A 13,649-nucleotide genomic window follows, 5' to 3' on the forward strand; every position below is an offset into this window, starting at 1 on the left:
CCTCCGTCAGTGGGGTCGGGTCGTGGAGCCGGGCGCGGTGGTCGAGGAGTCGGCGAGGCGGTTCATCAGGCGGGCTGCGAGCAGCAGGACCTGACGCTCCGTCTCCGTGAGGTCGACGAGGGCGATGTCGAGCCATGCGTCGCGCTGCGCCATGTCACGGGCGAGTGCCTCACGGCCATCTTCGGTCAGTTGCACCACGCGCTGTCGCCCGTCGTGCATGTCGCGCGTCCGGCTGATCAGGCCTTCCTGCTCCAGGTCGGCGAAGACCCGCGTCAGCGACTGCGGTTGCTGGTGGTCGGCGGCGGCCAGCGCACCGGCCGACATGGGGCCGTTGCGCCGCAGGTGGCCGAGGACGCTGCTCTTGTTGAGGCTGAGCCCGTCGGCGGGGCGCTCCGCGCTCAGCCGGCGGGCGAGCCGGATGACGCCCTGCCGGATCTCGGCGGACGCCCGGCTGTCGCGCCGCTCGGGCTCAGATCGTTCCGCGTCCTCGTGCTCTGTTCGCTCTCCCATCACATTGCTAAGGTATCACTTACGATACGACTGGAGGGCGAATCTCCAGATGGCTTGTTCCAGGGGTTTTCTTGGCGGTGGTTCTACGTGTTGCGTAGCTTTTTGAGGTCGACACGTCGTGCGCTGCACTTCGATCCACGAGGGATGTACCTGCGTACGACGGCCGTGACCATGGCCACCGTGCTGGGCACGTACGGATTGGCGCTGCTCGTCGAACACGAGGCGGGGCTGCACGTGGACAGCGTGGTGCAGGCGGTGGTGATCGCCTCGGCGCTCGGTCGCGTGCAACGCCTCTTCGACCGGACCGATCGGCTGCTGGCCTGCGTCGTACTGCCCTGCGCGGCGGCGGCGGGCGCGGAGCTGAGCACCTTGATCCAGCAGCACCCCGACACGGGTGACACGGCGTTCGTCCTGGGAGTCGCGGCGGCGATCTGGGTGCGCCGGTTCGGAGCGCGCGCGACCCGGGCGGGCACGCTCGTCGTTCTGCCGCTGATAGCGGTCCTGGTGGTGCCCGCCGGGACCGTGCCCGTGAGCGGGCACGAGCACACGGCCTGGGCGGCCGTGACGGCGTTGGCGGCGGTCGCCTGGGGAACCGTGGTGACGTGGACGGCGCAGCGCACCGGTCTCGTACCGCGGCCGCCCTCCGCGAAGGTGACCACGGCGCCCCGCGCAACGCGCCGCCGGCTGCCCGCCGGCACCCGGATGGCGCTGCAGATGGCGGCGGCGTTGACCGCCGCGTTCGCGATCGGCCGGAATCTGTGGCCGGACCACTGGGCATGGGTGGTGCTCACGGCGTTCCTGGTGTGCAGTGGTGCGCGCAGCCGCGGCGACGTCCTGGTCAAAGGGGCCTGGCGCACGCTCGGCGCGGCGGCCGGCACGGTGGTGGCCACCGTCGTCTCCGGACAGTTCGGGCCACGGTCGGACACCGCGGTCGTCGTGATCTTCGTCGTGCTGGCGGTGGCCACATGGCTGCGCGAACTCAGCTACGCCTACTGGGCGGGCTGCGTCACCGCCGTACTCTCGCTGCTCTACGACTGGTTCGGGCAGAGTCCCGGAGACCTCCTGCACACCCGGTTGGCGGGAATCGCGGTCGGCGCGGTCCTCGGCCTGGCGGCCTCCTGGCTGGTTCTGCCCATCCGTACCGAGGCGGTGATACGGGCCCGCACCGCGGCGGCACTGTCCGGTCTGGGCGAGTTGATGGAGGCCGACTGGCGCGACGGCCCGGCCGTACGCATGGCGCAGGCTCGATTCGCCTACCGCGTCGAGCAGTTGGGAGTCGTGACGGCTCCGATGCGGATCCTGGCCGCTGTGCCGACACCCCGGGCACTGTCCGCTCGGCGGCACCCGGACCACTTCACGCTCGGGTCCGTGATGGCGCTGCGGCGCTGCGGCGACCCCGTCGAGGACCTCGCGGGCGCCGTCGGGGCGGCACCGGAAGCGCTCACCGCCGACCCGGCCGTGCTGCAACGGCGTACTCAGGTCGCGGCGCACGCACTCACCGTGCGCCGCGCGATCGGCCGCCGCCCGACGCCGCCCACCGCCACGGAAGCGGCGCTGTCGGAGCAGGTGCGAACACCTGGAACAGCGGCACCTCCGATTCGATCGGTCCTCGCCGCCCTCGACGCGATCGACACCCAACTCGGCGCGCTCGGCGAGCTGTTCGGCCTGCCCGCCGCACCCGCGCCCACAGCCGGCACGACTTCGGCTCCCGCTTGTCCGAGCTGATGACCGACCGACGGTCCAACACCCTCCCGGGGCCCGGCCCTCAGCCCGTGCGCGATGCGAAGAGCCGCTCGACGGCCGCCCGCGGGTATGCGATCTCTCGGCTCTCGTGCCGGAGCCTGTCGTGGAAGTCCGTCACGACTGCCGCGAGAGGTGCGTGGCGGGCAAGGATCGCCGTGGCCTGCGGCGGGCCCGCGGGAGGTCGCGCGCCTTCGGCACAGGCGCGGATCAGCGCCACCCGTTCCGTCCGCTCGTGGCCGTACAGACCCGTGATCAGCCAATTCACCAAGTAGCTGAGCGTGTACGCGCGATCGTACGTTCGATGCCGCTCGAGGAAGTCGGCCTCGGCGGCGGACAGGTCGAAGCGGGACGACAGAGCCAGGCCGTAGTCGGCGAGGTAGAGGCGTCGGCCGTCGGTGAGGATGTTCTCGAAGTGGGCGTCGAAGTGCAGGAGGCCGCGGTCGTTCATGAACGACGTACCGGCCGCCAGTTCCCGCTCCACCAGGGCGCAGGCACGGTCGACGGCCCCCGCGCCGGCTCGTACCTGCTCGTCGAGCCAGTCGTGCAGCGTCTGAGGGATGTATTCGAGGAACAGCACGAGGCTCGCCGGGGACTCTCCGAGGGCCTCGATACGACGACGTACTTCCGGCCCGCCTCCCCAATAGGCCACGGCCTGATCCACGTCGGCAAGCTCGTCCGGAAGAGCCGGTGCCGTGTCCGGCAGCACTCGCCAGTGGTACATCAGCGGAAATCCCTGATGCTGCCCGGCGAGAACCCAGTTGGTGGTCATGGTGTGGACGGCGACTTCCCGCCACGCCCCGAACCCCGGCCCACCGATGCCGTACTGGCAGAAGAGCGGTAGTCCGAACACGTTCGCAGTGGTTCGCACATTCTCGGGCCGCAGCTCGACCTCGGTCAGAGGGACCCGCTTGACGAACACCGGCGTACCGGCGACCTCCAGGAGCGCGGATCGCCCACCGATACCGGAACCGAGCGGTGCGGCGGTCTCCATGAGCTCGCTGAGCCCCAGATCACTCCGCAGGGCCAGGGAGGTGGACACGGCGCTGTACGCGGTCGGCCGAGCACCAGACAGCGTTCCCGCGCCCTCGCCCATGTCCCGCATCCGAATGCCTGCCTCGTCTCTCGCCACGGACCACGAACTTCCAGGAGGCGACGGCCGCTGCAGAAGGGCGAGTCCTGACCGCACTGTATGTGATGGCCGACGCCGCGGTGTCGGCCTAGGTTGGACCACATGAACGTGCCGGGACTCGCTTACCGCTATGTCGGGCCCAGCGATCTGAGGGTTCTCGTCCGGCCGGGCGGAGAGGGCGCGAGCATCCGCTCGGCGGCGGACTTCACCCTGTGGGTGTCGGCTCGCGACGTGGAAGAGCTGGCCGAGCCGTTCACCTTCGTGGTCGATACCGAAGGTGTGCTCCGATTGGCGCCGCGCCGCAGCGAGCATGTGGTCTGCGCGGGTGGAGATGCGGTGCTGAGTGCTGGTGAGGTGAGCTTCCGCGAGGAGTTCGGGCAGTGGGTGGTCGACGAGGTCAGTAACCAGTCGACCGGATACTGCCCGGACGTCGACTCGTGGTCGGCCGTTGCGGATGCTCTGGACCGAGCCGGGTTCGATCGCCCCGCCGGGTTCACCCACCGGGTCGTGTTCCGTCGTTGCGTGTCATGCCAAGAGGTCAATGTTGTGCGCGAGGACGACTTCGTCTGCGTGTTCTGCGATCAAGCCCTGCCGTCCGACTGGAACATTGATCGACAACGGCGCTAGGTCGTCACCGCGACCGATGACTTTCGTCGCTCCCGACGGTCTGTACGGCTTGAGGGTGAAACGGACGGAGGCAGGGATGAGCATGTTTGTCTTGGTTCCAGGGGCCGGGGGCGCGGCCTGGTACTGGCATCGTGTGGTGTCGGAGTTGCGCGCGAGGGGGCACGAGGTGGTCTCGGTCGATCTGCCCGGCGCCGACGACTCATCGGGGCTGCCCGAGTACACCGACGCGGTGGTTGCGGCGATCGACGGTCACGACGATGTCGTGCTGGTGGCCCAGTCGATGGGCGGCTTCACGGCGCCGATGGTCTGCGCCCGCGTTCCCGTCGGGCTGCTGGTGCTCGTCAACGCGATGGTGCCGCTGCCGGGCGAGACGCCCGGACAGTGGTGGGGCGACACCGGATCGGAGCCGGCCCGCCTCGCGGCGGCCGAAGCGGGCGGATACGGCGCCGAATTCGACCTGGACACCTACTTCCTGCACGACGTACCGGCCGAGGTCGCCGCCGCCGGGGCGGAGCATGAGCGGCCCGAGGCCGACATCGCCTTCAACCAGCCCTGCGACATCAAACGATGGCCCGACGTGACCACGCGTGTGCTTTCAGGTGCCGAGGACCGGTTCTTCCCGCTGGAGTTCCAGCGCCGAGTGGCCCACGACCGCCTCGGGATCGAGGCCGAGACCATTCCGGGCGGACACCTCGCCGCACTGTCACACCCGGCCCCGCTCGTCGACCGGCTGGTCGAGCGTCTGCCGTGAGTCGTCTTTGACCTCCGGTGTCCTCTGACGCCGTACAGGCGGGGAGCATGGCTGTCCATCGTCACATGGACAACGGGCAAGCTCACGAGGCCAGTTCACTGCCGCTCGGGAGGCACGGCGAGTTCCTATAGGTTCGATCACGCCCCGTTGGAGGACGGGCCAGACCTACGCCTGAGGGAGCTCGCATGGCCACCATCCACCACACCACCATGACGCCCACCAAGCTGGAACTGCTCACCGGCTGGCTGCCGAAGCAGAGTTGGTACGTGGGTGACGCGGAAGCGCCGGAACTGGTCAAGGCCGGTGGGTTCCGTTTGAACGATCCGGCGGGTGCGGTCGGGATCGAGATCATGGTCGTGGTGGACGCCACCGCGCAGGAGCCGGTGGCGTATCTGGTGCCGATGGGCTACCGCGGTGCGGTGCTGGAAGGCGTCCCCGACGAGGCGTTGATCGGGACCTCCGAACACGGGGTGCTCGGTACCCGGTGGCTCTACGACGGCGTTCACGACCCGGTGGTGATGGCGCAGTTGCGCGCCCTCATGCGCGGTGAGACGGTACCGCAGCATCAGAGCCGGAGCGACACCCCTGACCCGACCGTCAGCATGCACGGAACTGGCCCCGGCGACGCGCTTGACGTTCACGTCAACCGCGTCCTGCGGCCGGAGGAGGTCGAGCAGAATTCGCCCGGACGCCTTGTCGCCGGGTGGGTCTGGCCGGACGGAAAGGCCGCTCGGGGAGCACTCGCGACCGTCGCGCCGCGACATGAGGCCGCGCGGATGGCGTAGGTGTGTGGTCATGGTCGGCGGTTCAGGCGTTCGCCCCATCGGCGAGTTGTCCAGGACCGCCGCATCAGGACCCCGAACGCCTTGCCCGTTCTCCCAGACGGAGACACCACCACGGCACGAGACGAAGCAAGCGACAGAGTGGGGTCGGCGCGACCCGCTGACGGCTCCGGCCCCGGTCGAGCGGCGGATCGTATCCCTCGGGCACGAAGCTCGTTGAAGAGGTCATCGCGCAAACGCCCCCGACGGATGCGCGGCACGTGAGGGCCCGAATCCCTGCCCGGTCTCGGGCCCTCACCCCAATCCGTCGCCCTCCGGGCGAGGCGTCCGCCCGGTGAACCGGGAGGGGGCGCACGGCCTGCCCGTGCCATGATCCGTATTCATGAGGACGTCGATCCAATCCCTGGTCCGGGCCGCCGCCCGGAACAACGCCAAGTGGTGCGCGGCAATGAGCCGATCGCACGGTGTGGCAGGCGAGTTCGAGGAGCAGGCGTGGGCCGCTCCGGCCCGAACCCCGCTGTAGTACCCGGACTCGGTGACGCAGGCGCGTCGGTTCGGCGTTCTGGTCGGTCCCGGTCGCTGCCCGCGCGACATCGAGGGGCAGGTGGCGGTGGCGGCAGTGAAAGGTGCGGTTCACTCCCCCACGTGGAATCGGGTGGACACTCCGACGGGACCCGGTTGACCTGCGCTCATGGGGCTGGGTCAGCCGGGTCTCGGCGGCGAAGGCTTTCGCGCGGCAGTACGTCACTCACGGCACGGCACGTCCTGGGCGCCCTTCGCCCCGGCGTGCGGACCGCGTCCATGCCGGACGACTTGTGATCAGTTCAGCTTGCGGCACAGCAGGGCCGCTGGGCCCTGACCGGCGCCCAGGCGGGTGGTGAAGGCGATCCCGGCGGCGTACTCGTCGTCGGCGCACTGGCCCTTGTAGTCGCCGTTCGCGAAGTCGCCGCCGGCCGCGTTGGCGGGCCGGTTGTCGGAACGGTCGAACCACACGGTTCGCCCGGCGCCCGCCAACGAGGGGCCGGAAGGAACGCACAGTCCCGCCGACGTCCGGCCGCCTCGGCGGCTGTAGCCGATGAGGAAGTTCCCCGCGGGACACTGCAACTTGGTGTATCCGGAGGCCCAGTCGCCGCCCGCGGGAACGTAGCGCTCGTCGGTGACGACGGTCTGGCTGTTGTCCGCGGAACGGAGGTCGCCGGTGGAGACGTCGGTGCACAGCGCACGGACGCCGCTGTGGCCGAGACCGATCAGCCGCTGGCCGTCGGAGCAAGTGGCCTTGGAGGCACCCGAGTTCCAGTCACCGCCGGCCCGCACCCGGAGCGACTGCACGTAGTCGCCGTGATCGGTGGCGAGCATGTGCCAGCTGGGGACCGCAGGGACGGACCCGGTACGCGTCGGAGCGGTCATGAGCCGACTCCACGCGGTCCCGCGCCAGTCGGACTGGTCGAGGATGCCGTACCGGTTGCCCGAGGTGTCGTAACGCAGCAGGGCCCAGTCGTCGTGTCCCTCCCAGCCGACGAGCGGCCAGTAGGCGAAGTCGACGTCGTGGTCGGCGAAGTAGTCGGTGATGTTGCCGAACCAGGTACGGGCGGCCGTGTTCGTCTCGCCGGCTCCGATGCCGAACTCGCTGATCCACACAGGTGCGGTGAAGTGCTGGTTCTCCTCCGAGGAGACGAAGAAGGCCTCGTCGTTGAGGACTTGGTAGAGCTGGTCGCGCGTGAGGTCCTGGTAGCGGGCGTCGTGGGTTTCGCCGATCCCTGTGGCGCCGCTGTGGTTGGGGCCGGTATATCCGTAGAAGTGGGCGGAGTACACCAGCTTGTGGGCGGCGACGAGGGTGTGCGAGAGCATCCGCGCCGGGGTGAGGGTGGGGCGGCCGTGTGGCAGCCCGTCGACCGGCAGACCGGTCCAGTTGATCCCCTCGATGACGATGAGGAGGTTGGGATTGGCCTCGGAGAGGATGCGGTCCGCGGCGAGCTGGGCGGCCGCGTACCAGTCGTGGGCGTCACCCAGACCCCAGTTGGGGTCGTCCAGTACGTCACGGCGCACCTCGTTGTAGAGGTCGGCGCCCACCACCCGCGGATCACCGGCGTAACGGCGGGCCATGAACACCCAGTCGTCCGCCCACTGCTGTGTCGACTGGCCACTGTTCCAGCGTTCGTTGCCGTCGACGCCGCAGCACCATCGAGAGGTGTTGGTGTGGTTGTTGAGGACGACCGCGAACCCGTCCTGGGTGAGGGCTGCGACCACGGCGTCGTAGACCTGCAGGGGTGTCTTGCCGCGCAGCCCCGGATTGGCCGCGACGGCGACGTCCGGCACCGGCGTCGTCGTATGGATCAGCGCGTTGGAGAAGGGAAGCCGGATGCTGTTGATACCCAACCGGTGGAAATCGCCGAGCAGTTGGGGCAGGGACGCGCGGTCCAGGCCGAGGGGGATGCCGTAGGAGTCCTGGCCGGCGTGGTGGTTGGCCGGGTCGTCGATGCTGCCGCTGCCCGTCCAGGAGCCCTGCGCGCCGTCCCAGTTGGCCGACTTCAGCCGGAAACGGTTTCCGTCGGCGTCCACGATGTACCGCCCGCGAGTGGACAACGGCGGTTGCCACGTCTCGGTCGCCGGAGCGGCGGCGGAAGCGGAAGCTGTCTGCGCGCTGCCCACAGGATCCGCGGTGGCGGCGACCGCCCCGGGAGCCGTGGCCAACAGCAGGAGTGCCGCAGCCGCCAATGTCAGGTACTTGCCAAGTCTGAGGGTGGGCATCGGACCTCTGTGAGTTGGGTGTCGGTACGCGGACGCGAGTATCTGCCGGTCGGCGCTCAAGCAGCGGTGCCGGCCGGTGAGTTCCGGCGTGACGGGCGATTCGGCTCTTGTTCGGTCGGCGGCGGCCGGTCTAAGGAGTCCCGGGCGCCGCCTCGACGGACGGGTCGCACTGCCATGCACTGAACGGGGTATTGACGGACAAGGCGCTCATACCGGAAGTCGGCTGCGCCTCGGGCGTTTCGCCCTTCCCGCTGACCACAGGTATGCACCTGAGCCTAGCGGTAAGGCCGGTCCCGGGCGAAGGTTCCCGTCAGGCGTGACACTCGGCGCGGAGAGGCCTGCCCGCAGGCGGTCGGTACGTCATACGGAAAGGCGTCCCCGGCCCTGGCCGGTGTGTCAACGCGTCCGGCGGTGCGCCCTTTGCGGCCGCTTCACCGCCGAGCGGACCCGCCACCACAGTTTGCGTACCAGAGGTGTCTCGGCGGAGTAGGTGACCGGCACCTTGGACTCACGGTCGGGGCCGTGTCCCAGGGACTTGCCCTCGGGCGGGTACTTCTCGTGCGGAGTGTGCGCCATTCGCCCTCCTGCGATGGTTGCGCGCCGCAGTTCTTGCGCAAGCCGTTGTCGGACCGGCCGTCGGACGGGAACCGAGGCGGGCCAGAACAACCATGCCAGGCCAGTGGGCCGCACGGGCCCCTGCGGTCCGGACCCCGTCGGGCGCATGCGGCCGCTCTCCTCGCCAGGGAACCTCAGCGGTTCAACTCTGCCTCGATGCCGTCGAGCAGAAAGGTCAGGCTGATTTCGAACTGCTCGTCCATGTCGGGCCCCGTCGGTGCCCTCATCCAGCGGGCGAGCAGCTCATGGCCTCCCTGTTCCGCGAGTCCTTGGGCCGCGGTGACGGCCTCGGTGAGCCGCTGCGGGGTGTCGAGGCCGAGCCGGCGCCGCATCGCGTGTTCCTCGGCCACCTGTTGCGCGCTGCCCAGGACATGGCGGTCGAGGAGTGCCGCGTAGGCGACCGCCCGGCCGAGGTCCGCACCCTGCTCCACGAGGACACCGAGCTGGAATTCGGTTCGGCGCATCGCGTAGGGACCCAACGGAGGCCGGGTCGGGGCGAGTTGGGCGTACCAGAGGTGCCGTTTGGCCATCGCCCAGGTCTCCATGGCCACCGCCCTCAGGGCCGACCGTCCGTCATCCGCTCGCTCCTGAGGCAGTGGGACCTCCGCGGTGGCGGCGTCGAGCATCAGATCGACGAGTCCGTCCTTGCTCAGCACGTGCCGATAGAGGGCCATGGGCGTGTACGGGCCCAGCCGCTTGGCCACCGCGGACATCGTCAGAGCCTCCGCTCCGCCCTCGTCGGCGACGGCCATGGCGGCTCGCACGATGTCCCGGTGCCGGGGCCGTGTCGAGTACTGGCAGTGCAACAACGAGCCCAGCAATACCGGCCTGCTCTGGGACGGCACCGCCCCCGAGTACGTCGAACAGCTCGCCACCTTCGCCCTGGCCGTACGGGAGGCCGACCCTGCTGCCCGGATCGTCCTCGGCGGCTGCGGCTACGACGTGCTGTCCAGCCCCCAGGGCAGCCCCGCCAGGGAGTTCTTCGGTCATGTGGTGGACCGGGGCCGCGACGACTACGACCTGTTCTGCGTGAACCTGTACGGCGACCCGCATGACATCCCGGCATACGTCGACGACGCCCGCGCCATGATGCGCGCGCACGGCTACGAGCGGCCCGTGGTGGCGGGCGAGTACAACGGCCCGACATTGTTCGAGTTCCCCGAGGCGCAGACGGCGTTCCAGCGGGAGATGACCGCGGTCTTCACCGCCCCGGACCCGGGTCCGGAGGCCGAACCGCCGGACCGCCGCACCATGCGCGCGTTGTACGACCGCTCGGCCGAACTCCCGGACACCCTGCGGATGTTCATGGAGGACTGCCCGCCGGAACTGAGCGCGCGGCGAGACCGGATCAACTGCCGGCAGATCGTGACGCGCAACATTCTCGCCCTGGCCGCCGGTATCAGCCGCACGGTGTGCTGGAACCTCGCCCCGGAGGTCCCCGGTTACCGCGATCGGCTCAACCTGATGGGATTCCTCTTCGGCAAGCTGGCGCTGCTCGACTACGAGGGAACCCAGCTGGCCGTCCGCCACCCGTCGGCCGACACGTTCGCGCTCCTGGCCGCGCAACTCGAGGATGTCGACCAGGTGCGCCGGGTCGTCGTCGAGCACCGTCCCGACCTCTACGTCTTCGAGGTGGAGCGGCACGGGCGCGGCGCCCTGGAGGTCATCTGGACCGCCGGTGACGTGTTCGCCGGCGAGGAAGAGGCCGCCACGCGTATCGAGCGCCCCTGGCCCCACGCGGAGGCGCACGCTGTCGACGTCTTCGGCACACCCGTCCCAGTGGATCGCGACGGCGGAGTGGTCGGCTTGCCGGTCCAGGTGACACCGGTGTTCCTGTCCGCCGAGCCGGCATCCGGGCCGGCCACGGCGTGACCGGACGGTCGGTGCGCATGCGGGCCAGCCGTGATCCATCGGGTGGTGACTGATGGATCACGGCCGGCCGCCGGGCCGACGAGACCGCCGCTGTCTGCGGGACCCGGCATCACGGGCTCGCACTCCGGACCGCTGACGAAACGCCCGGACGAACGCTCTCGGCCAGGCATCTGATCAGTTGGTCAGCCGGTCAACCGGTCAGCGGACTCGGATGAACATCACGTCGTATCCGCTGTTCGTACCGCGGGTCTTGACGTAGACGCCGTCCGAACCGCCGTTGGGGTTGCCCGTGTTGCCTTCGACGGTGGTGAAGCTGGAGCCCCCGCTCACCGTTCTCACGATGCCTATGTGTTCATGCCCGCCGGTGTAGTCGTTGCCACCGTTCCAGTCGAAGGCCACGATGTCGCCCGGCTGCGGGTTCGTCGTCACCGACAGGTGGTAGTTACCGGCCCGAGCCTGCTTGACCCAGCCCGAAACGTAGGTGTTGCGGTAGGAGGAGGCCCCGGTCTGCTTGGCCACCCAGCTCACGAAGGTCGCGCACCAGGCGTAGTTGCTGGTGGACAGCGACAGGCCCACGGCCGACCCGTAGCTGTTCGCCCGGGCGCTGCCCTCGACCGTGCCGACCTCGGCCGCGGCCACACTGAGGATCTTGCTGTACCCGCCGCCGGGCGGGGGCGACGACGGCGGGGTGACCGCGCCGTACAGAGCGGCCTTGGTGTTCGGGCCCACCTGGGCGTCGACCGAGAGGCCCTTCTCGGCCTGGAAGTCCCGCACCGCGCTGTCGGTCATCGGTCCGAAGTCGCCGTCGACGGCGAGATCAGCGCCGTGGTGGTTGAGCAGGCTCTGCAGCTCGGTGACGCAGCCGCTCTTCTGGCCCTTCACGATGTTGCTCGGGCACAAGCTGGAGTTCAGGTTGATCGGCGCCGGTGCGCCATTGCCGCCGCCCGTGCTGATGTTCGCGTACAGGGCGGTCTTGGTGTTCGGGCCCACCTCGCCGTCGACGGAAAGGCCCGCCGCGGACTGGAACGACTTCACGGCCGTCAGGGTCAGGGGCCCGAACTGGCCGTCCACATCAAGATGTTGGCCCTTGCCGTTGAGCAGGGCCTGCAGCGTCGCGACGCAACCGCCGCTCTGCCCCTCCACGATGTTCGACGGGCAGGACGCCGATCGCAGGTCCAAAGCTGTCGATGGCGACTCGTCGGTGTTGTAGAGCTCCCGCTTGGTGTTCGTGCCGACCTGGCCGTCGACCGACAGGCCGTTCGCCGACTGGAAGCTTCGGACCGCGCTGTCCGTCGCCGGTCCGAAATCGCCGTCCACGTCGATCGCGTAGCCGAAGTGGCGGAGCAGGCGCTGCAGTTCGGTGACGCAGCCGCCCTTGTTCCCCTGGACGACGTTCGCCGGGCACGACGACGACATGAGATTGATCGGGGAGGGCGCCGAGCCTCCGGTCGCGTACAGCTTGCTCTTGGTCTGGGGGCCCACCTGCCCGTCCACCGCGATCGCGACGGACGCCTGGTACTCGCGCACCGCGTAGAGCGTGTTCGCCCCGAAGTTGCCGTCCACCACCAGACCGGCACCGTGGGCGTTGAGCAGGTTCTGCAACTCCGTGACGCAGCCGCTCACCTGGCCCTGCAGGATTACGCCGGGGCAGGACGAGGAGGTCAGCCTGATCGCCGCGGGCGCCGCCGACGCCGGATTGGCACCGAGCAGGGTGCCGGCCGAGAGAAGCGCCGTCGTGGCGGCGAAAACTCCGATGCGGACTCTCCACCCCGGTCTCGCGCTCATGATGCCCCGATCTCGGATGCGCGGTTTGTCGGCGTGAACACGATATGAACTCTTTCTCATGACTGCGAAACATCTCCTTCAATGGATCTGCGGATTACCGTCGGACTGGTTGACCGACCCAAAACCGCACAGCGCTGGGATTTGTCGTTCATGGAAGGTGTCGCCCGCCCGGCACACGGCTGCCTCAGGCCTGGATCCGGCAAATGGAGGAGAAATTGGCATTCTGGCCGCGTCGGCGCATTTGCGAACCAACGGCCGTACACAGCAACGGAGTTGAGGTCGTCGAAAGTCATGATCGGGCTGTCATTCCGCGCACGACGGTGACAGTTCACGCCCGTGCGCACAATATCGCGCCACACAACTGGCCGAATTTAATCGCTACCCGTGGCCGGTAAAAACGCACGCGCGACGGCCTTTGAAAATTTGCTCCTTTTCAGCTGTCTGTCTCGTTGAGCCGTTTCCCACCTCATTTTGTGCGGGCCAAGCGGAAGGTGAAGATCGCCTGGCCGAGTCGCGAATGCGTGACATCCGGAGCGTGTCTGCTCGGCGCTCTGGATGTGTCGCCCCGGCGGGCCTGAAGGCGGCTACTCGTTCCCTGTCCGGTCAGGCGTCCCGGGCGCCTTCCGCAGCTCAAGGAGTTCGGCGCCATTGATGTCGGTGCGGACCAGGAGGCCGGTGGCTTGGTCTTTGGCTCGAACGGTGGAGGCCTGTCTTACGTCGTTGGCCCTGGTGGGGTGGTCTTCCGGACGCGGACGGCATCGTCGAGGGAGGCAACCCTCGCCGGCACGGGCACCTGCTCGACGTGGATCAGACGCCCCTGAACCAAGAACTCGTCGCGCTCCAACGCGTCACGTCCCCGCTGGCCCTTCTGCTCGACGACTTCGGGCCGAACGGCCTTGACGCCCTGGGCCGCCTCAGCTCCTCCATCCGAAGGTTCGATTCCACCCACTGGCAGCGCATCGGGTTCCCTGCGCATTGCGGTGCGGCAGGCCCTAGTAGTGCCTGGTCAGGTCGGTTGGAGTGGTGCGTGTCCTTGGGGCTTGGTGTGGCGTTGAGGGTGTGTGACTCCGGACGAGATTGCTGTGGT

The 13,649-nt window shown here is 69.0% G+C and carries 12 protein-coding genes; 6 read left to right on the plus strand and 6 right to left on the minus strand.

What is annotated here, in order from left to right:
* Window positions 1–6: 6 nt before the first annotated feature.
* Window positions 7–510: a MarR family winged helix-turn-helix transcriptional regulator gene (locus ACZ4N5_RS42170; protein WP_467762274.1), complete on the minus strand. Its 504-nt coding sequence runs from the start codon at window positions 508–510 to the stop codon at window positions 7–9.
* Between the two features lie 144 nt (window positions 511–654).
* On the opposite strand from ACZ4N5_RS42170, the gene ACZ4N5_RS42175 reads away from it, so the two are divergent.
* On the plus strand, window positions 655–2,235 hold the full coding sequence (locus tag ACZ4N5_RS42175) for an FUSC family protein (protein ID WP_467762275.1): 1,581 nt from the start codon (window positions 655–657) through the stop codon (window positions 2,233–2,235).
* A 40-nt stretch (window positions 2,236–2,275) separates the two neighbouring features.
* Here ACZ4N5_RS42175 and ACZ4N5_RS42180 read toward each other — a convergent pair whose 3' ends face one another.
* Window positions 2,276–3,346, minus strand: a complete 1,071-nt coding sequence (locus tag ACZ4N5_RS42180; RefSeq protein WP_467762286.1) for a protein kinase family protein — start codon at window positions 3,344–3,346, stop codon at window positions 2,276–2,278.
* 138 nt (window positions 3,347–3,484) lie between these two features.
* Between ACZ4N5_RS42180 and ACZ4N5_RS42185 the strand changes: the two genes are divergently transcribed.
* The 4 genes from ACZ4N5_RS42185 (at window position 3,485) to ACZ4N5_RS42200 (ending at window position 6,065) form a co-directional block, all read left to right on the plus strand.
* Window positions 3,485–4,009 carry a hypothetical protein gene (locus ACZ4N5_RS42185; protein ID WP_467762276.1) on the plus strand — a complete coding sequence of 175 codons (525 nt, stop codon included), beginning with the start codon at window positions 3,485–3,487 and terminating at the stop codon, window positions 4,007–4,009.
* A gap of 76 nt (window positions 4,010–4,085) precedes the next feature.
* Window positions 4,086–4,760: an alpha/beta fold hydrolase gene (locus ACZ4N5_RS42190; protein WP_467762277.1), complete on the plus strand. Its 675-nt coding sequence runs from the start codon at window positions 4,086–4,088 to the stop codon at window positions 4,758–4,760.
* A gap of 185 nt (window positions 4,761–4,945) precedes the next feature.
* On the plus strand, window positions 4,946–5,545 hold the full coding sequence (locus ACZ4N5_RS42195; RefSeq protein ID WP_467762278.1) for a maltokinase N-terminal cap-like domain-containing protein: 600 nt from the start codon (window positions 4,946–4,948) through the stop codon (window positions 5,543–5,545).
* A gap of 379 nt (window positions 5,546–5,924) precedes the next feature.
* Window positions 5,925–6,065 (plus strand): hypothetical protein, encoded by a 141-nt coding sequence (locus tag ACZ4N5_RS42200; RefSeq protein ID WP_467762279.1) that lies wholly within the window; start codon window positions 5,925–5,927, stop codon window positions 6,063–6,065.
* A 296-nt stretch (window positions 6,066–6,361) separates the two neighbouring features.
* Here ACZ4N5_RS42200 and ACZ4N5_RS42205 read toward each other — a convergent pair whose 3' ends face one another.
* The 3 genes from ACZ4N5_RS42205 to ACZ4N5_RS42215 all read right to left on the minus strand — a co-directional run bounded on the left by ACZ4N5_RS42205 (window position 6,362) and on the right by ACZ4N5_RS42215 (window position 9,657).
* The gene (locus tag ACZ4N5_RS42205) at window positions 6,362–8,290 is read right to left on the minus strand and encodes a glycoside hydrolase family 5 protein (protein ID WP_467762280.1); all 1,929 of its coding nucleotides are present in this window, start codon (window positions 8,288–8,290) and stop codon (window positions 6,362–6,364) included.
* Window positions 8,291–8,686: 396 nt separating this feature from the next.
* Entirely contained in the window at window positions 8,687–8,866 is a 180-nt protein-coding gene (locus ACZ4N5_RS42210) for a hypothetical protein (RefSeq protein ID WP_467762281.1), read from the minus strand.
* Window positions 8,867–9,039: 173 nt separating this feature from the next.
* On the minus strand, window positions 9,040–9,657 hold the full coding sequence (locus tag ACZ4N5_RS42215; RefSeq protein WP_467762282.1) for a TetR/AcrR family transcriptional regulator C-terminal domain-containing protein: 618 nt from the start codon (window positions 9,655–9,657) through the stop codon (window positions 9,040–9,042).
* On the opposite strand from ACZ4N5_RS42215, the gene ACZ4N5_RS42220 reads away from it, so the two are divergent.
* Window positions 9,656–10,777, plus strand: coding sequence for a hypothetical protein (locus tag ACZ4N5_RS42220; RefSeq protein WP_467762283.1), 1,122 nt, complete (start codon window positions 9,656–9,658; stop codon window positions 10,775–10,777). The genes ACZ4N5_RS42215 and ACZ4N5_RS42220 overlap by 2 nt on opposite strands.
* 198 nt (window positions 10,778–10,975) lie before the next feature.
* On the opposite strand, the gene ACZ4N5_RS42225 is transcribed toward ACZ4N5_RS42220, so the two are convergent.
* A complete protein-coding gene (locus tag ACZ4N5_RS42225; protein ID WP_467762284.1) occupies window positions 10,976–12,562 on the minus strand; it encodes a peptidoglycan-binding protein in 1,587 nt (528 codons plus the stop codon).
* Window positions 12,563–13,649: the final 1,087 nt, after the last annotated feature.

The sequence above is a fragment of the Streptomyces sp. NPDC026500 genome (assembly GCF_055567635.1).

What these genes read in the sequence shown, in the direction of transcription:
- ACZ4N5_RS42195 (WP_467762278.1), top strand. Translation starts at nt 4,946, where the DNA reads ATGGCCACCATCCACCACACCACCATGACGCCCACCAAGCTGGAACTG.
- ACZ4N5_RS42180 (WP_467762286.1), bottom strand. Translation starts at nt 3,346, where the DNA reads ATGGGCGAGGGCGCGGGAACGCTGTCTGGTGCTCGGCCGACCGCGTAC.
- ACZ4N5_RS42175 (WP_467762275.1), top strand. Translation starts at nt 655, where the DNA reads ATGTACCTGCGTACGACGGCCGTGACCATGGCCACCGTGCTGGGCACG.
- ACZ4N5_RS42205 (WP_467762280.1), bottom strand. Translation starts at nt 8,290, where the DNA reads ATGCCCACCCTCAGACTTGGCAAGTACCTGACATTGGCGGCTGCGGCA.
- ACZ4N5_RS42225 (WP_467762284.1), bottom strand. Translation starts at nt 12,562, where the DNA reads ATGAGCGCGAGACCGGGGTGGAGAGTCCGCATCGGAGTTTTCGCCGCC.
- ACZ4N5_RS42220 (WP_467762283.1), top strand. Translation starts at nt 9,656, where the DNA reads ATGGCGGCTCGCACGATGTCCCGGTGCCGGGGCCGTGTCGAGTACTGG.
- ACZ4N5_RS42215 (WP_467762282.1), bottom strand. Translation starts at nt 9,657, where the DNA reads ATGGCCGTCGCCGACGAGGGCGGAGCGGAGGCTCTGACGATGTCCGCG.
- ACZ4N5_RS42190 (WP_467762277.1), top strand. Translation starts at nt 4,086, where the DNA reads ATGAGCATGTTTGTCTTGGTTCCAGGGGCCGGGGGCGCGGCCTGGTAC.
- ACZ4N5_RS42200 (WP_467762279.1), top strand. Translation starts at nt 5,925, where the DNA reads ATGAGGACGTCGATCCAATCCCTGGTCCGGGCCGCCGCCCGGAACAAC.
- ACZ4N5_RS42185 (WP_467762276.1), top strand. Translation starts at nt 3,485, where the DNA reads ATGAACGTGCCGGGACTCGCTTACCGCTATGTCGGGCCCAGCGATCTG.
- ACZ4N5_RS42170 (WP_467762274.1), bottom strand. Translation starts at nt 510, where the DNA reads ATGGGAGAGCGAACAGAGCACGAGGACGCGGAACGATCTGAGCCCGAG.
- ACZ4N5_RS42210 (WP_467762281.1), bottom strand. Translation starts at nt 8,866, where the DNA reads ATGGCGCACACTCCGCACGAGAAGTACCCGCCCGAGGGCAAGTCCCTG.